The following is a 16,150-nucleotide window of genomic DNA, read 5'->3' on the forward strand; positions in this document are numbered from 1 at the left end:
CCCCGGAGGTGATCAGTGAGCGCCAGTCGATGGCTTCTTCCTCCGCGAGATTGCGAAGGCGGCCCCCGCTGCGACGAGGACTCCTCCGCCGGCTGCGAGCATCACGGTGTCATCGGTGCTCGCCGTGCTGCCACCACCGGTGTCCGGTCCGCCCTTGGGAGGCTGGCCCATCTGGCTGTCTGCGAGCGTCCCGCACAGCGCTGGAGCCGTCGCGGCCTGCGGCAGAGAGTCATCGAGCGGGCTCTTGGCGTCCTGCACGTCCTTCGACTGATCCGCGGGGTCGAGGCCGTGGACGACAACTGTGGCTCGGCCGTCCTTGATCGCATCCTTCGTCTTGGCATCGAGGTCGATGGTGCGCTTGTACGTCGCCGAACCTCCCTTGATGCCGGCGTGATCGACGTCGACCGCAGCATCGGCGCTCGTGTCGCCGGAGTCAGTCAGGGTCGTGGACACATCGCCGTAGGCGGCTCCACCTTCGGGTGTGTTGACGATTCCATCACCGTTCTCATCGGCTGAGGACGTCGGGCACTCCGCACTGCCATCGGCCTTGACGTGGATGTGCTGAACGTGAGGGTACGGACCGTCCTGGAAGTTCTCAGCCAGCCCTTCGACGTGTTCGGTGATCATCGCCTGATCGCCTTTGACGGTGATCATGATGTCGCCAGAAGCACCGCTGTCATTGATTTCCTCGAGATCCGCCTGGTAGGTCCAGCCGTCTTCGGAACCACCGCTGTCGGCGCTTGCCGCAGCCGCCGGACCTGCTGCCAGGCCGAAAGCGGTCAGGGCCAGGACCGGAGTGAGCATGAGCTTCTTCGCTGTACGCATGGTGTCTTTCCTCCTCATTGTCGAACGGTTCCAGTCGGGACCGAACACGGATGATTCGGAGCAGTCGGCAGAACAGATGGATCGGTTTCGCATCCGTTCTGCAGATCGGTCAGCCTTCGCTGCTCTGACGCCTCGCTCAACGGCGCGTTCGGATATCGGTCCGTGCTCGCTTGGAGATCCGAGCTGCGCCTTGAACGACGGGTTCTGCGGCCGCGCCACGCCATGAACGACGGGTTCCGCGGTGACGTCAGTCCCGCCTCGGCGGGTTCAGAGCCGCCTCCGCGAAGGAGGACGTGGCACGCTCACGGCGGCCGTCGACGTCAGCGCTGCCTGTACGCCTTCCGCGCGGCGATCACGCCGATGAGGGAGAGCAGCGACAGTGCGGCGTAGTAGAAGCCGGGCACGGTCAGCTCGCCGGTGGCGCTGAGCAGGGCGGTGAGGATGAGCGGGGCGAAGCCGCCGAAGATCGCCACGCCGAGGCTGTAGGCGATCGTCATGCCCGAGCTGCGCACCTGGACGGGGAACAGCTCCGAGAGCAGGGCGGGCATCGGCCCGAAGTAGAAGACCATGAACAGGCCCACGATCGCCTCGCACAGGGTGAGGACGCCGATCGAGGGGTTGGACGTGAGCAGGATGAACATCGGCCAGGCGACGATGACGCCGACGATGGTGGTCGGGATCATCATGGTCGTCGGGCCCACCCTGTCGGCCAGCTTCCCGGCGAACGGGGAGCCGATGAGGGTGATGACGCCGGCGACGACGGCGCCGGGGAACGCCGCCCAGGGCTCGAGGCCGAGGTTGTCGACGGCGAACTGCGGCAGGAAGGTGATGAGGTAGACCGAGATCGTGGCCATGGCGATGATGAGGAACGCCGAGAGCAGGCGTCCGAAGTGCTGGCCGAGCAGGGTCCGCAGCGGGCTGTCGGTCTTCTCAGCGGCCTGGAACTCAGGCGTGTCGTCCATCTTCGAGCGGATGTACCAGCCGACGGGGCCGATGAGCAGGCCGATGGCGAAGGCCACGCGCCAGCCCCACGAGTGCAGGGCGTCCTCGCTCAGTGCCGAACTGAAGATCCAGGAGACGCCGGCGGCCATGGCCATCGAGATCCCCTGCGTCGCGGTCTGGAAGGAGGCGTAGAAGGCCTTGCCGTGCTTCGCGTTCTCGGTCAGGAAGGCCGTGGCCGAACCGAATTCGCCGCCGGCAGAGATGCCCTGTATGATGCGGGCGATGATGAGGATGATCGCCGCCCAGATGCCGAGCACCGATTCTCCGGGCAGCACGACGATGATGAACACGCCGAGGGTCATCAGGCCGATCGTCAGTGACAGCGCGGATTTGCGGCCGTGCTTATCGGCGTGGCGGCCGATGATGACGGCACCGAGGGGGCGGACGACGAAGGTGATCGCGAAGGTCGCCCAGGTCATCAGCTGTGCGGACAGCCCTTCGCCCGGATAGAAGACTGCGGTGATGGACGTCGCCATGAAGCCGAAGAGGATGATGTCGTACCATTCGAGGGCATTGCCCAATCCGGCCGCGACGACGGCCTTCCTCACCCGTGCCCTGTCCGCACTCGATTCCACAGCCGATGCACTCATGGCCTACCTCTACATCTCGTCAGGGATGCATGCGCCTTTGCTCGTCATCCGGGGTTGATGCGGCCCCGCGGGCGCGCTCATCTATCAGCTGCTGAGTATAATCTGCGGGTGTTCGAACGCAATGGACCGTCTCACTGGGTGGCGTCGGTTCAGGCCCCCGCCGAGGCGGCCCCCACACACAGCATGAGACCGATGACCGCGACGAGGGCCATGCCGATCATCGACCCGGCCATCACCCACAGGCGGACTTTTCCCGGGCGAATCGCGAATCGGGAGATGAGCAGGACGAGGTAGAACGCAGCTGCCACCGCGGTCGTGGTGATCGCATACCCGATCGCAGGTCCCCCGGAGGAGATGACTGCGGCCAGGACGCCCGCGATCACGACGAGGAACAGCGCGCCGGCTACGATCCAGATCGTGCCGGACGAGCTGCGCAGCGCAGGCTGGTCGCTGATGCGGTTCGAGTCGATCGGCTCCCGTGAACTGTTGTCCATACCTTCCGAATGTACCGAGCGGACCGGGGTGCGGCTAGGGCGCGTCGAGCCTCAGATGGCGTCTCCGCACAGCTCACCTCCAGTCGTGGGGCGCCGGCTGCCTGCGGCTCGGCAGCGAATTGTTTCGGCTCCATTCGATCAGCCAGTCAGGCAGCTCCAGATCCTCCGGTGGGGCACCGAAGACCTCGATCATGTCGTCTCGCGTGATCGTGCCGCTCTTCGCGGTCAGACGTGTGCCGACATAGGCGCGAGCGAAGATCTCATCGTCGACGACGATCCGGTGTTCGAAGAAGACGGTGCGCCCGTCGACCCCGATGAGCCTGGTGTCGATGTCATAGCGGTGTCCGAGTCTGAGGGACTTTCGGAAGCTGATCGTCTCCGCGCTGACGACTCCGCTCCACCCCTTGGATTGCAGAGTCTTCCACACCCCGCTGCGGACCATCATGTCGAGGCGCCCGAGGTCCATGATCGAGAAGTACATGCCGTTGTTGACGTGCCCGAAGATGTCGATCTCCGTCGGCAGCACCCGCAGCGACAGGCGAGAGGCGTCCCACAGTCCCTGACAAGGACGCCGGCGGGACTTGAGCAGCTGGAGGATCATCCGAGAGAAGTGCATACCGACATGTTACTCACAAGTAGGCTATTATTCGCCCCGTTCCTTCGCTTCCTTGTTGAAAGCCTGGTACTCCCGAATGACATCGAGGGCCGGGCCGTCGGCGCGAAGCTCGCCCTTCTCGATCCACAGCGCCCGATTGCACGTGTCCTTGATCGTACGCATCGAGTGTGAGACGAGGAAGACGGTGCCCGCGTTCTCGCGGATCGAGCGGATCCGCCCCTCCGAACGGTCACGGAACTTCTTGTCGCCGACGTTGAGCGCCTCGTCGACGATGAGGATCTCATGCTGGACCGAGGTCGCGATCGCGAACTTCAGCCGCTGGGACATCCCCGAGGAGTACGTGCGCATGGGCAGGTCGATGAAGTCCTCGAGCCCCGTGAACTCGACGATATCGTCGAACTTCTCCTCCACCTGCGAACGGGTGAGCCCCAGGGCGAGGGACCCGATCATGATGTTGCGGGCGCCCGAGAGATCCGGGATGAGCGCAGCCCCGACACCGAGGAGGTTCGGACGGGACTTCGCATAGATCGCGCCCTCCGAGGTCGGGGTCAGCCCCGTGATCGAGCGCATGAGCGTGGACTTGCCGGAACCGTTGGTGCCGATGACCCCGATGGACTCGTTGCGGTGGGCGACGAAGCTCACGCCTTTGAGTGCGTGGACCTCCTGGATGCCCCGCTGGCGTTTGAGCATGCCGCCTCCCCCGCCGAGCTTGAGCTTCTTGCCCGTGGCCAGGGTCTTGTAGCGGACGTGGACGCCATCGCAGATGACGACGGGCTCGTCGGTGGAGGCTGCCGCAGTGTTGGCTGGCTCGGACCGGCTTCCAGTGTCGTTGAAGATGGCGCCGAAACTGAGATCGTCATGTTCATTCATCGCGACCGTACCTTTCCTCGGCCTGCCAGAAGAAGATGAAGCCGAAGATGAAGATTCCGAAGGCCCAGATGGCCAGGTGCCAGAAGTAGTCGTAGGGGACGACACCGTCCTTCATGAGGATGCCGCGGGCGATGGAGAGCACGTTGTTGATCGGCTGCCAGTCGGCGAAGGGCTGCAAATCCGGGTTGATCTTCTCGACCATGGTCTTGAGCTCGAAGAAGACGCCCGAGGTGTAGAAGATCATGCGGGAGATGAACGGAGTGACCTGCGAGAGGTCGCGGAAATGAACCGTGACGCGGGCGAAGATGAACGCCACACCCTGGTTGAAGACCCAGAACAGGAAGAACAGGGGGATGAAGAGGAACCAGTCCCAGTCCGGCCTGCCGCCCCACATCATCGCCAACAGCGCCATGAAGATGAAGGTGGGGATGAAGTTGAGCAGGTTCTGGAACACGATGGCGATCGGCAGAACGATGCGCGGAAACGGCAGGGATTGGACGAGCGAGGCATTGTTGATGATCGACTTCGCGCCGCCGTTCATCGAGGTGTTGAAGAACTCGAGGACGAAGACGCCGATGACGACGAAGGGGGCGAAGTCCGGCGGACGAGCGGTCGCGCCCTGCATGATGACGCCGAAGACCGTGCCGTAGATGAGGGCGGAGAACGAGGGGCGCAGCAGCACCCAGAGCATGCCGAGGCGGTTGCGTTCGTTCTCGGACTGCATCCGATACTTCGCCAGTGTGTAAGTGAAGTCGCTGCGGCTGATCAGCTGTTTGACGTACTGGGGCAAAGACGGCCGTCCACCCACTCTGTCGAGTCCGTGCTCGGCAGCAAGCTTGGCCATATCCATGAACAGAAGATTCTCTCGTCGGCGACTGGGGATAGAACAGATGAAAAGTCTACGTGATGAGACTAGCGCAGACTCACAGTCGGCTGTGAGCCTTGAAGTCGAACTCCGGGTCGTCCAACTGGGCCCTCGTCGGGATGTGGTTACCGCCGAGTACGCGTCGTGCGGCGGCCTGCATGGGCGGCCAGTTATACGTCTCGACACCGATGAGCTTCGACTCCGGTTCGGGGCCGTCGAAGTGGAAGACCTGGAACTTCTTCCCGCTCGCATCGCGTCTGATGATCGTGTCGGTGGCATCGGGGCTTGTCAGGCCCGCCGTGAACACCTTTTCCGGGCCTTGGAAGCTCCAGTGCCAGGGCACGTCCGACCACGCTCTCGGTGCCGTCTCGGCCGGGTTTTCGTCGGTCTCCGTGGGTGCGTCTGCGCCGGGGGTCGGGGTCTCATCCGAGGTGGTGGTGAGGAGTTCGGCGAGGAACTTTCCGTGGCTTTCGGCCACCGGTTCGCAGGCCCACGGATGGTCGAGAGCGTAGGGTCCGGCGGTGACGATCGCGCAGTCTCCGGCGGCGAAGATGCCGGGATGGGATGTTGCCAAGCTCTCATTCACCTCCCACGCCTCGGCGGGGCGATCGCCGTCGATCGGAATGAGCCGGGGCCGGGCTCCGACGCTGGTGATGAACAGATCGTGAATATTTCCGTCGATGTCATCCGGGCTCGAGGTGTGAGTGATGAATTCGACACCTGCGGCCTTGTGCGCGTCGAACAGCGCCTGTCTCACGGGTGCGGACAGCTGTCTGCGCAGCGGCTCGTCCCCGCGCAGGTAGACCGTGGCATGATGCCCTGCCGCGACCGCCGAGGTGGCGACCTCCATCCCGAGGTAACCGGAGCCGAGCACTCCGACGTTGAGCGGCTGCATGGCCTCCTCGACCCGGTTGAGGATCCATTCGGCATCGGCGAGGTCGTAGACCGGCAGCGCCTCCGGGTAGTCGGGGATCTGCGGCCGGTTCGCCTCCATCCCTGTGGCGAGGATGCAGTGGGTGAAGTCGATCGACTCCCCCGAGGCCAGGTGGACGGTGCCGACGGTGTCGTGGTGGTCTTCCAGGCGCTGCGGGTGTCGCTGGGTCTCGGCGGTGTAGCGGGACTCGGCGGCCGCCTCGGCGAGGGTGATCTCCTCTGCCCAGTCACGGACGAACGTGATGTGTTCGGTCGACTCGAGCCGGTAGGGCAGGTGGTGGCGGGAGGTGTCGAAGAGGTGCTTCGACAGCGGCGGCCGCTCGCAGGTGTCTCCGGCCTGCGGGTCGATGACGGTGACCGCCTGACCGCTTTCGTTCAGTTCCCGAGCCGCTGTGGTTCCGGCCAGCCCTGCACCGATGATGACGATCCGCTTGCTCATGTCTCCCATGCTAGCCCTCGGGCCGGAACGAGACAGGGCACCCGACTCGACCAGAGGACTGATCGTGCCGGGCGCCCTGTCGCCCCAGGCGTCTGCGGCCTCAGAGCTCCGTGGTCTGAGTGCCGCCGCCCGGGCGGTCTCCGGTGATCTTGGACTTGACCATGCGGAACAGGCCGGAGGCCTTTCCGCCGGGCAGACCCCAGTGCTGTGCGGAGTCCGTGACGACCTTGACGAGCCCGAGGTTCGGATCCTTGCGGTCATCGAACCATGCCTTGGCCGAATCGGACCACAGCTCATCGATCTTCGCCTGGTCGTCGACGAATTCGACGCGACCGGCCACGGAGAGCCAATTGCCCGCCTCGGCGACGCTGATGTTGACCTCGGGGTTCGTCCGCAGCGCCTTCGCCTGATCTCCGTCGAGGGCGAGGAAGAACCAGACGTCGGCGTCCTCGGCGACCTGCTGAGGGGCCATCGGGTGGGCGAGGATCTTCCCGTCGGCCAGTGCGGTGGCGAGCATGACGGAATCGCTGCCGCGCAGGATCTTCACGACATCGGCCTGACCGAGTTCGTCCGTCGCCGCCTCACCTGCGGGCTTCTGCCGGTCATTGCCGGGGGCCTGGCCGCCTTCGGTGTCGTCGCTGGGGGAGGTTCCACCAGCTCCGCCAGCCGCGGGATCGCTGCCGCCGGGTGCGGGGTCGGTGCCGGACGACGCGGCAGCCGCGGCGCTCGCGGCGCCGCCCCCTGCCGTGCTGGCGACCGACGTTCCCATTCCCGGCACACTGTCGATGTCGTCGGTCTCGTTCGTCGTGCCGACCGCCGCGCCCATCCCCGGTGCCACGGCGGGGCGGGAGTCCTCGTTCGCCCCGTTGTCGGAACCGGATGTGTGGCCGACTGCGGCACCGGCTCCCGGAGCGACGGCGGGGCCGGACTTCTCGCGGTCCCCCTCGTCGGCGCCGGAGGTGCTGCCGACCGCGGCACCGGCTCCTGGCGCGACGGCCGACGGCGCGCTGCCGGCGGGGGTGCTGCTGGCGACTCCGGATTCTTTGGAGCCTGAGCCCGGGGTCACCTCGGCGGCGTTCGATTCATCGATCGCGGTGTGTGATCCATCGGGGTTGCGATGCAGAGTCACACCTTCGTCCTCGGCGGTCTTCTGGGCGCGTTCTTCAACGTTGTGCTCGGTGTATCCGACTCTGGCGTGAGATTCCATGTTCGACGTGCCGCCCAGCGGCTCCGTCGTCTCGTCCAGCTTGGCTGCGACGTCGCGTGCCTTCTCCTCAGCAGCGGACTCGTCACTCTTGTCTCTGTTGACCATGACCATTTCCCTTCGCAGACGGTTCCTGGCACTTCAGTCGTTAGCACGAGCCGTAGTCGGCGAGCGCATGGACGACTGTACGGTCATTCTCACACGCCATTCCGATGGGCAACAGCCCCCTTGGAGCGGGGTCGCGCCCGCGCGGTCGGACGGGTTGCGCAGGCTCGGTCGGAGGGGCTGCGCAGGCTCTTTGAGGGCTCCGTCGCTTGGCCCGGGACGGGTGCGGACAGCGCAGCTGCGTGCCTACACTGGGGCCATGGATGAAGAAACTACCGTCACCGTCAACGACATTCCCGAAGGTGCCGCGATCATCGACGTCCGTGAGGACGACGAGTGGGAGGCCGGGCACATCGAAGGCGCGTACCACGTGCCGCTGGGCGAACTGCCCACCCGCCTCGACGATCTCCCCCTCGATGACGATATGTATGTCATCTGCCGCACCGGCGGACGTTCGAACCGCGCCGTGGCCTGGCTGAACCAGAACGGCTTCGACGCCTTCGACGTCCAGGGCGGAATGGGCTCCTGGAACCTCGACAACGGCAAGCCCATCGTCTCCGAGACCGGCGAGGAGCCCTGGGTGAAGTGAGGGGCCTCGGGTGAAGTGAGGGGCCTGGGGCCCCTGAACGGGACTGTCCGCGGAAGATCCGCCCATTTCGCCCACTTAAGCGCCCGACGGTCGGGGGCTGATACGCCCGCACCGAAACAGCGGTCACGTTCGGATACTTTCCAGCATAGAAAGTATCCGAACGTGACCGCTGTTTGAGGATGAGGCGCTTCTCTCCGCCTGCCAGCGCCTCACGCCGGTTCTCCTCGGCGGGACCCGTCACTGCTCCGGAACAGGCTCCTCGGCGGGACCCGTCACTGCTCCGGAACAGTCTCCTCGGCGGGGTCCGGGATCTCGTCGGGTCGGTACTTCGGCAGTCGGGAGGCCGGCAGGGCTGCGACCAGGCTGATTCCGGCGAGGACGAGGAAGCCGAGTTTGAGCGTGCGCAGACGCTGCTCAGAATTGAGTTCGACCGCGTGCTCGATCTGCTCGGGTGTCGCCGTCGTGGTCTCGAGAGCCTCACGCAGCTCGTCGTTGCCGATGAAGTTCGCGTTGTCGAGATCGACCTGCGCCACGAGCTCCTCCGGCAGCTCCGGATGGTCCTCGACGGCGCCGAGGATCCCCGTCGACAGCACTGTGACCAGCAGCGCACCCATGACGGCGGTGCCCACCGCCGAGGCGAGGTTCTGAGCGGTGCCGCGGATCGATCCGACATCGCCGGCCAGACGCTTCGGCGCTGCAGTGACCAGCACATTGAACACCAAGGTCACGAGCGCGCCCTGACCGATGCCGAAGACGATGAGCCCGAGGATCGTGGGCAGCGTCTCCCAGTTGTTCGTCACCACGAGCGCCAGCCAGACGAGTGCGAGGGTCGTCAGCCCGAACGAGAACAGCGCGATGGTGCGCGGGGCGTAGCGCTTGTAGAAACGGACGATGAGGGTGGCGGTGACGAAGACCGTGAGGTTGAACGGCAGCATCGCCAATGACGTGTCGAAGGGCGTGCGCCCCTGGACGACCTGGATGTAGGTCGGGACGGTGAAGTTGACCGCCGCCTCCATCGCGACGATGACGAACATCGCATACACCGCGGCGCGTTCGCTCGATCGGCCGAGCACGCTGATGTCGACCAGCGGCACCTTGCCCCCGGCGATCCTGCGCTTCGTCCACATGAAGAACAGCTGGACGAACACGACCCCGACGACGATGAACACCGGTGCCGGCGAGAGCCCGGCGACGGCGAAGGGAGCCCCGTCCTCGGCGCGCACGATGCCCCAGGCGTTGAGGTTGTTGAACCCCATCGTCAGCAGCACCACGGCGAGGCCGATGAGCACCGAGGCGACCAGGTCGATCCGGATCGACGGATTCCCCTTGTCCGATCTCAGCGTGAAGGTGAGTGCGAAGACGATGACGGCCAGGCCGAGGGTGATGATGAAGATCGGCCGCCACCCGACGAAGGTGCCCAGCGTGCCGCCGATGAGGAAGGCACTCATCCCCGAGAAGGCGCGCGCCGAACCGAGGGAACCGACCGCCGCCGCCTGCTGGGCGCCGCGGTAGTTCTCCGCGATGAGGGCCACCAGCGCCGGGACGATGATCGCGGCGGCGGCCCCGGCGAGCAGCTGACCGGCGATGACCCATGTGACGGTGCGGGAGAAGATCATCAGCAGCGAGGAGACCGCGAAGACCACGAGCACCATCCGGAAGATGAGCACCCACCCGATCCGCTGGCCCAGCTTCGCACCGGTCATCACGAGGGCCGCCACCGCGAGTCCGTAGACGACGATGGTCGACGAGGCGACCGTGGGCGGCACCCCGAAGTCCTCGACCATGCCGCCCAATGAGATCGGCAGAGCGGCGACGTTGAATGACATGAGGACCTGGGCGAGGAAGAGCCCGATCATCGGCGCCCAGGAACGGCGCTCCTCGATCTCGTCGTGCGGCGCGGTCTCGGTGCTCATCGGTGTCCTTTCCGTGTGCGTTCGACTATTCCGTTCATCTCGCCGAGGCGGCTCGAAGTGTGCCCGTCCCCTATCTGTCTGCGACGGCGTTCGATGCGAAGAGGTTCATGCCCAGGACGCGGGAGATGTGGAAGCAGGCTCGCTGCCCGCGCACGCTGTTGCCGGCGGAGTCCAACCTCGGCGAGAAGGCGCCCAGCGCGCCTTTGCCCGGAGCGATGGCGACGATTCCCCCGGCGACCCCGGATTTCGCGGGCAGGCCGATCTCGAACAGCCACTCGCCGCTGTTCTCGTACATTCCGCACGAGGCGAGCAGGGCCAGGGTGTCGCGGGCGACCTCGGCCGAGACCACACGTCGACGGGTCAGCGGGTTGATTCCGCCATCGGCGAGGGTCGCTCCCATCACTGCGAGGTCGTGCGCGGTCACCGACAGCGAGCACTGCCGGGTGTAGATGTCGACGGTGTCGAGCGGGTCGGTGATGATGCGCCCGTAGCTCTCCAACAGCCGAGCCAGCGCCTTGTTGCGCTGGTTCGTCTGCATCTCCGATTCGTAGACTCGCCCGTCGAGGCTCAGCTGCCGACCGGCGAAGAGTGACAGGCCGGATCGGATGTTCTCCCACTTCTCCGCCGGGGTCGTGCCGGGCATGAGCGCGGTCGTTGCGATGGCTCCGGCATTGACCATCGAGTTCAGCGGTTTGCCGCCGTTGAGTTCGATGGCCATCACCGAGTTGAACGGCAGTCCCGTGTTGTTCACGCCCACGCGTTCATGGACGAGTTCGGTGCTGCGGGCCTGACAGACGAGCGCGAAGACGAAGGCCTTCGAGATCGACTGGATGGAGAATCCGATGTCCGCCTCACCGATCTCATGCACGGTCCCGGCGGATTCGATGAGGCTGAGGCCGAACCAGCTCGGGTCCGCCTCGGCGAGGATGGGGATGTAGTCGGCGACCTCACCGTCGTCGAGCCCGCGGTAGCGCTGATGGATGTCAGCCAGCGTCGCGTCGATGAAACCGTCGGAGGGAAGTTCACCGGTGAACGCTCGCTGTCTGATCGATTCCTCGTCGGCACCGACCATGTCTGAGCTCCTCGTCCCGTTCGAATGGGGACAGGCCTCTCGGCGCCTGCCCGCAGAGTGATTTCACTCTATAACAGGGTTTTCCTCCTGCACAGGATTCTGACCAGGAATGATCAGAGAAATCTCCGGACAGGGAACCGTTCCGGGATGAACCGTGCACCAGGGCCTTGATCCCGCGCCGCGATGGGTCTAGCGTCGAGACCACGGATCGCACCATCCCTTGATCACCCGACCCCGCAGCGAACGGGGCGACGATGGTCATCTTTCGAAAACCTCCGAAAGGAGTGGCAACCCATGAGCGACGAGAAGAAGCACCTGCCCGACGGTGCGACAGGAGAGGACCACGACGACGAGAAGGAGATCGATTCCTCCTCCGTCAGCGTGGACTCCGAGACAGAAGCCGAAGGCAGTTCGCAGACTCCTGAGGAGAAGCTCGAGCGCATTGCCGCAGAGCACGATGTGCCCGTCGACCGGGACCCCAAGGAAGCCCAAGCCGCAGGCGAAGGCGCTGCCTCCTCCTCCTCCGACGATGATGACCGCGATGTGCGCGGCGGAGACACGAAGGAGGACGAGGACACCAGTTCGGAGCCGCCGGACTGAGCACGCGCTGCGCAGGCGGGATACCCCTCTCGGCGAGCGCGCCTCCCGAGGCGGAGGATCTCGCCCGCACGCACTCGACGCGTCCACCATGCAAGAACTACGTGGACACAACTGTGCCGGGTCGTGGGGATTTGGCAAGGTAGGAACATGACTACTCGCGCCGGCCAGTTGGCCCAGGATCGGGATCTCGTGGACATCCCCGCGCTTCTCGACTCCTATCACGATCTCGTTCCCGACCCGTCCGTGCCCTCTCAGGCCGTGAGCTTCGGCACCTCAGGGCACCGCGGATCGAGCTTCAACCGTTCCTTCAACGAGGCGCACATCGCGGCCATCACCGCCGCCATCGTCGACTTCCGCAGGGACAAGGGAATCCGCGGGCCGATCTTCCTCGGCCGCGACACCCACGCCCTGAGTGAGCCCGCGTTCCTCACCGTCCTCGAGGTCCTCGCCGCCGCCGAGGTGCCCGCGCTCATCGACGATCGCGACGGCTTCACCCCGACCCCGGCCGTCTCGCATGCGATCCTCGGCTACAACGCCGGGATGTCCCGCACGGACGCGCAGGCCGACGGCATCATCGTCACCCCCAGCCACAACCCGCCCACCGACGGCGGCATCAAATACAATCCTCCGCACGGCGGACCGGCCGGCACCGAGACCACGACCTGGATCGCCGAACGCGCCAACGCGTACCTCGTCGACGGCTGGGAGAAGATTCCCCGCACCGCCTTCCAGCGAGCCTTCCACCTGGAGAACACCGAGAACTTCGACTACGTCTCGAATTACGTCGACGGCCTCGAATCCGTCATCGACCTCGACGTCATCCGCTCCTCCGGGCTGAAGATCGGTGCCGATCCGCTCGGCGGAGCCAGCGTCGACTATTGGGCGGCGATCGCCGAGGACTACGACCTCAACCTCACCGTCGTCCACCCGGATGTCGATCCCACCTGGTCGTTCATGACCTTGGACTGGGACGAGAACATCCGCATGGACTGCTCCTCGCCGTACGCGATGGCAGGCCTCATCGCCTCCCGCGATGACTTCGACATCGCCACGGGCAATGACGCCGACGCGGACCGGCACGGCATCGTCACCCCGGATGCGGGGCTGATGAACCCCAACCACTACCTGGCTGCCGCCATCGACTACCTGCTCGGCTCCCGCACGGACTGGCCGAGCGATGCCGGAATCGGCAAGACTCTGGTCACCTCGTCGATCGTCGATCGCATCGTGGCCGCCCACGATCGCTCTCTGGTCGAGGTTCCCGTCGGCTTCAAATGGTTCGTCCCCGGTCTGCTCGACTCAACCTTGGCCTTCGGCGGCGAAGAGTCGGCCGGTGCCTCGTTCCTCCGCCGAGACGGCAAGGTGTGGTCGACAGACAAGGACGGCATCATCCTCGCTCTGCTCGCCGCCGAGATGACGGCGAAGACCGGGCAGACGCCCTCGCAGCGCTATGCGGGCCTGGCCGCAAACTACGGCACGAGCGTCTACGCCCGTCAGGACGCTCCGGCCACGCGGGAGCAGAAGGCGAAGCTCGCCGCCCTCGACTCCTCCCAGGTGAGCGCGAAGACCGTCGGCGGGGAACCGGTCACGGCGGTGCTCACCTCGGCGCCGGGGAACAACGCACCCATCGGCGGCCTCAAGGTCGCCACGGACAACGCCTGGTTCGCTGTGCGTCCCTCGGGCACGGAAGACGTCTACAAGATCTACGCCGAGTCCCTGCGCGACGAGGACCACCTGCGCACCGTCCAGCACGATGCCCGGACTCTGGTCGACGGCGTGCTGGGGTAGCTGCTCCGTTCCGCTGCCGAGCCTCGACGGCGCCTGGCCGGTCGTGCGCGGTGCTGTGGTCGATCGTGCGTGCAACGCTGTGACTTCACCCCTGGTAGTCCTGGTTCTGCGGGGGCAGGGCGGCTACGGCAGGATGGTCCCGGCCGGTGTTGCCGAGCTTCGCAGCGCCGCCGGGTGAGCCCAGCTCGTCGAAGAACTCGACGTTGTAGCTGTAATAGGCCTCCCACTCATCCGGGACGTCGTCTTCGTAGAAGATCGCCTCGACCGGGCACACCGGTTCGCAGGCACCGCAGTCGATGCATTCGTCCGGATGGATGTAGAGGCTGCGTTCGCCCTCGTAGATGCAGTCGACCGGGCATTCGTCGACACAGGCCTTGTCCTTGACGTCCACGCACGGCTGCGCGATCACATAGGTCATGCGTTCCTACCGCCTTCCTTCAGGTCGTACGGGCTCTCCGGCGACCTCCGCGGTCCCGATTCCGGACTCGATTTCCAGATTCCAGGGTCAGTGCCCACCATAGGCAAGAACGGCGCGGGCGCATATGATCCCGATCATGTTCGACACACTCGGCTGACGTCCCCCTGGTGCAGTCAGCTCGTGGCGATGTCGTGCAGCATCGCCGGATCCACGATCGACGTCCACTGCCGTCCGAAATCGACTGCTCCGGCCGCGCGTAGTCGTGCCAGCGCGCGACTCGCGGACTCCGGCGTGATCCGGGCGATGGCACCGAGATCAGCGCGGCTGAGGGGAATGGACAGCTCGATCCTTCCCTGTGCCGGACGGCCCAGCTTCTCCGACAGGTTCAGCAGCACGGCGGCCACGCGCTTGTCCGCGCTGCCCACGGAGAGCTGCTCGAGCGCTTGGTAGGACTGTTCGAGACGCTCGGCGAGTTCATCGAATGCCGCCATGGCGACTTTCGGGTGACGTTCCAGGACACTGCGGACGACGCGGACGGGAATGCCGATGATGCACGAATCGACCATGACCGCAGCGGTCTCCCCACAGTGCTCGGTGCGGGTGAGAGTCCCGAAGCTGTCTCCCGGCCCGAGCACCGACACGACGGCCTCGTCCCCATGGGGAGACGGCCGCAGGAGCTTGACCGCGCCCGAGGCGACGATGAAGAGAGAAGCAGCGCGCTCACCCGCCCGGTAGACCCGTTCGCCTGCGACGTAGCCGGGAGCACTGACCCGTCCCTCAAGCTCGAGGAGCTCATCCACGGGCAGGGCCGCGAAGAGGGGTGCCTTGGTCAGAGCCTCGAGACGAGTCGAGTGCTGGCACGCGGACGGGGCAGCCGAACACGGTGACAGCGGCGAAAGCGGAAGCGGGAGGTGGTCGGGCATGGTGTCCTCATCCTTTCCTTTCGCTGCCGCAGAGACTCTGCCTTCGGAACGCCAACATTACTCCGTCCGCCTCAGCGCGGACTCCGCCACCGCTGCAGAACGCGGATACAACGATCACATATCGCTGCGTCGTCGGAATCGTCGCATCCGCTGCCCGTCCCGAACCTCGGGCGGCATCAGCAGCGCCTCCGATGCGGCGCGGCCACCACCGGATTCGCAAGCAGGTTCTGCTGCCCTCAACTGTTCGCTCGTGCACGAGCAGCAGCCGTCGCCGCATGACTGCAACAGAATCGTCGTCGAGCTGTGACCGGCTCCGAGTCGCTATTCAGGCGGCGTTGTCATCGGCTCATACTCGGTCACGATACTGATCTGCGACAGACACCATGCCGCCTTGCGGCGGCAGCAGAAGAGCAGAAGGGGTCGACACAATGAAGTCCACCATCCGCCACCGCGCAGCAGCCCTGGGAATCGCCGGCGTCGCGGGACTCGCCGGCATCGGCCTCGCCGGCGGTCCAGCCATGGCCGACGGGGCCGCCCTCGCCGATTCGTCATCGCAGACAGCCTCCTCGGATGCCGGCACTCAGTCCGTCCACTACCCGACCGACCCCGCTGTCTATGCTGACGAACTCGTCCGGGCGTGGGGCAATGACAACACCGATCGTGTCGAGGCGTTCGCCTCGGCCGACGTCGTGGACAAGATCAACGCACACAGCGACGACAACGTCACCCATTGGGACCGTACGCGGGTCGGAGGCGCCGCCGGCACGACCTACGTCGATTACGTGAACACAGTCACCGGCGAGCAGATGACCCTCGGTCTGCCCACCGAGGCAGTGCACAACGGCGGCGAGTGGGGCGAACCCAATGCGGTGCACAGCATCAGATTCGAAGGGTGAAGCCACCT

At 65.6% G+C, this 16,150-nt stretch carries 16 protein-coding genes; 4 read left to right on the plus strand and 12 right to left on the minus strand.

Going from position 1 to position 16,150, the window contains the following annotated elements; all coding sequences use genetic code 11:
* Nucleotides 1-12 precede the first annotated feature (12 nt).
* From IHE57_RS12040 to IHE57_RS16585, 8 genes are all read right to left on the minus strand, one after another.
* Complete coding sequence (locus tag IHE57_RS12040; protein ID WP_209373268.1) at nt 13-825, minus strand: GVDTG sorting domain-containing protein; 813 nt, start codon at nt 823-825, stop codon at nt 13-15.
* Nucleotides 826-1,145: 320 nt separating this feature from the next.
* Entirely contained in the window at nt 1,146-2,417 is a 1,272-nt protein-coding gene (locus IHE57_RS12045) for an MFS transporter (protein ID WP_209373270.1), read from the minus strand.
* Between the two features lie 149 nt (nt 2,418-2,566).
* On the minus strand, nt 2,567-2,911 hold the full coding sequence (locus IHE57_RS12050; protein ID WP_209373271.1) for a hypothetical protein: 345 nt from the start codon (nt 2,909-2,911) through the stop codon (nt 2,567-2,569).
* Nucleotides 2,912-2,984: 73 nt separating this feature from the next.
* On the minus strand, nt 2,985-3,527 hold the full coding sequence (locus IHE57_RS12055) for an acyl-CoA thioesterase (protein ID WP_209373273.1): 543 nt from the start codon (nt 3,525-3,527) through the stop codon (nt 2,985-2,987).
* A gap of 27 nt (nt 3,528-3,554) precedes the next feature.
* Nucleotides 3,555-4,397 (minus strand): ABC transporter ATP-binding protein, encoded by an 843-nt coding sequence (locus tag IHE57_RS12060; RefSeq protein ID WP_209324983.1) that lies wholly within the window; start codon nt 4,395-4,397, stop codon nt 3,555-3,557.
* Nucleotides 4,390-5,247, minus strand: coding sequence for an ABC transporter permease (locus tag IHE57_RS12065; protein ID WP_209373275.1), 858 nt, complete (start codon nt 5,245-5,247; stop codon nt 4,390-4,392). The genes IHE57_RS12060 and IHE57_RS12065 overlap by 8 nt, the downstream gene beginning before the upstream one ends.
* A gap of 73 nt (nt 5,248-5,320) precedes the next feature.
* Nucleotides 5,321-6,634 carry an FAD-dependent oxidoreductase gene (locus IHE57_RS12070; protein ID WP_209373276.1) on the minus strand — a complete coding sequence of 438 codons (1,314 nt, stop codon included), beginning with the start codon at nt 6,632-6,634 and terminating at the stop codon, nt 5,321-5,323.
* A gap of 100 nt (nt 6,635-6,734) precedes the next feature.
* Nucleotides 6,735-7,946: a pyridoxamine 5'-phosphate oxidase family protein gene (locus IHE57_RS16585; protein WP_301541237.1), complete on the minus strand. Its 1,212-nt coding sequence runs from the start codon at nt 7,944-7,946 to the stop codon at nt 6,735-6,737.
* Nucleotides 7,947-8,202: 256 nt separating this feature from the next.
* On the opposite strand from IHE57_RS16585, the gene IHE57_RS12080 reads away from it, so the two are divergent.
* The gene (locus IHE57_RS12080; protein WP_209324980.1) at nt 8,203-8,532 is read left to right on the plus strand and encodes a rhodanese-like domain-containing protein; all 330 of its coding nucleotides are present in this window, start codon (nt 8,203-8,205) and stop codon (nt 8,530-8,532) included.
* A 272-nt stretch (nt 8,533-8,804) separates the two neighbouring features.
* Here the strand turns inward: IHE57_RS12080 and IHE57_RS12085 are convergent, their stop codons facing one another.
* Both IHE57_RS12085 and glsA read right to left on the minus strand, forming a co-directional pair.
* Nucleotides 8,805-10,445, minus strand: coding sequence for an MFS transporter (locus tag IHE57_RS12085; RefSeq protein ID WP_253720217.1), 1,641 nt, complete (start codon nt 10,443-10,445; stop codon nt 8,805-8,807).
* Nucleotides 10,446-10,515: 70 nt separating this feature from the next.
* On the minus strand, nt 10,516-11,517 hold the full coding sequence (gene glsA / locus IHE57_RS12090; RefSeq protein ID WP_209373278.1) for a glutaminase A: 1,002 nt from the start codon (nt 11,515-11,517) through the stop codon (nt 10,516-10,518).
* A 294-nt stretch (nt 11,518-11,811) separates the two neighbouring features.
* Here glsA and IHE57_RS12095 point away from each other — a divergent pair, with 294 nt between their 5' ends.
* Both IHE57_RS12095 and pgm read left to right on the plus strand, forming a co-directional pair.
* A complete protein-coding gene (locus tag IHE57_RS12095) occupies nt 11,812-12,117 on the plus strand; it encodes a hypothetical protein (RefSeq protein WP_209373280.1) in 306 nt (101 codons plus the stop codon).
* 147 nt (nt 12,118-12,264) lie between these two features.
* Nucleotides 12,265-13,905, plus strand: coding sequence for a phosphoglucomutase (alpha-D-glucose-1,6-bisphosphate-dependent) (gene pgm / locus IHE57_RS12100; RefSeq protein WP_209373282.1), 1,641 nt, complete (start codon nt 12,265-12,267; stop codon nt 13,903-13,905).
* An 85-nt stretch (nt 13,906-13,990) separates the two neighbouring features.
* Here pgm and fdxA read toward each other — a convergent pair whose 3' ends face one another.
* Together fdxA and IHE57_RS12110 are read right to left on the minus strand one after the other, a co-directional pair.
* Nucleotides 13,991-14,323, minus strand: a complete 333-nt coding sequence (gene fdxA, locus IHE57_RS12105) for a ferredoxin (protein ID WP_209324976.1) — start codon at nt 14,321-14,323, stop codon at nt 13,991-13,993.
* A gap of 173 nt (nt 14,324-14,496) precedes the next feature.
* Nucleotides 14,497-15,246 carry a Crp/Fnr family transcriptional regulator gene (locus IHE57_RS12110; RefSeq protein WP_209373284.1) on the minus strand — a complete coding sequence of 250 codons (750 nt, stop codon included), beginning with the start codon at nt 15,244-15,246 and terminating at the stop codon, nt 14,497-14,499.
* A 428-nt stretch (nt 15,247-15,674) separates the two neighbouring features.
* Here IHE57_RS12110 and IHE57_RS12115 point away from each other — a divergent pair, with 428 nt between their 5' ends.
* The gene (locus tag IHE57_RS12115; RefSeq protein WP_209373286.1) at nt 15,675-16,142 is read left to right on the plus strand and encodes a hypothetical protein; all 468 of its coding nucleotides are present in this window, start codon (nt 15,675-15,677) and stop codon (nt 16,140-16,142) included.
* Nucleotides 16,143-16,150 lie beyond the last annotated feature (8 nt).

Source organism: Brevibacterium renqingii (genome assembly GCF_017808105.1).
GTDB classification, from domain to species: domain Bacteria; phylum Actinomycetota; class Actinomycetes; order Actinomycetales; family Brevibacteriaceae; genus Brevibacterium; species Brevibacterium renqingii.

Excerpts from the sequence above, each read along its gene's own strand:
- IHE57_RS12115 (WP_209373286.1), top strand. The coding sequence starts at position 15,675 with ATGAAGTCCACCATCCGCCACCGCGCAGCAGCCCTGGGAATCGCCGGC.
- IHE57_RS12060 (WP_209324983.1), bottom strand. The coding sequence starts at position 4,397 with ATGAATGAACATGACGATCTCAGTTTCGGCGCCATCTTCAACGACACT.
- IHE57_RS12085 (WP_253720217.1), bottom strand. The coding sequence starts at position 10,445 with ATGAGCACCGAGACCGCGCCGCACGACGAGATCGAGGAGCGCCGTTCC.
- IHE57_RS16585 (WP_301541237.1), bottom strand. The coding sequence starts at position 7,946 with ATGGTCAACAGAGACAAGAGTGACGAGTCCGCTGCTGAGGAGAAGGCA.
- IHE57_RS12045 (WP_209373270.1), bottom strand. The coding sequence starts at position 2,417 with ATGAGTGCATCGGCTGTGGAATCGAGTGCGGACAGGGCACGGGTGAGG.
- IHE57_RS12065 (WP_209373275.1), bottom strand. The coding sequence starts at position 5,247 with ATGGATATGGCCAAGCTTGCTGCCGAGCACGGACTCGACAGAGTGGGT.
- IHE57_RS12095 (WP_209373280.1), top strand. The coding sequence starts at position 11,812 with ATGAGCGACGAGAAGAAGCACCTGCCCGACGGTGCGACAGGAGAGGAC.
- IHE57_RS12110 (WP_209373284.1), bottom strand. The coding sequence starts at position 15,246 with ATGCCCGACCACCTCCCGCTTCCGCTTTCGCCGCTGTCACCGTGTTCG.
- IHE57_RS12040 (WP_209373268.1), bottom strand. The coding sequence starts at position 825 with ATGCGTACAGCGAAGAAGCTCATGCTCACTCCGGTCCTGGCCCTGACC.
- IHE57_RS12070 (WP_209373276.1), bottom strand. The coding sequence starts at position 6,634 with ATGAGCAAGCGGATCGTCATCATCGGTGCAGGGCTGGCCGGAACCACA.
- IHE57_RS12080 (WP_209324980.1), top strand. The coding sequence starts at position 8,203 with ATGGATGAAGAAACTACCGTCACCGTCAACGACATTCCCGAAGGTGCC.
- IHE57_RS12050 (WP_209373271.1), bottom strand. The coding sequence starts at position 2,911 with ATGGACAACAGTTCACGGGAGCCGATCGACTCGAACCGCATCAGCGAC.
- fdxA (WP_209324976.1), bottom strand. The coding sequence starts at position 14,323 with ATGACCTATGTGATCGCGCAGCCGTGCGTGGACGTCAAGGACAAGGCC.
- pgm (WP_209373282.1), top strand. The coding sequence starts at position 12,265 with ATGACTACTCGCGCCGGCCAGTTGGCCCAGGATCGGGATCTCGTGGAC.
- glsA (WP_209373278.1), bottom strand. The coding sequence starts at position 11,517 with ATGGTCGGTGCCGACGAGGAATCGATCAGACAGCGAGCGTTCACCGGT.
- IHE57_RS12055 (WP_209373273.1), bottom strand. The coding sequence starts at position 3,527 with ATGCACTTCTCTCGGATGATCCTCCAGCTGCTCAAGTCCCGCCGGCGT.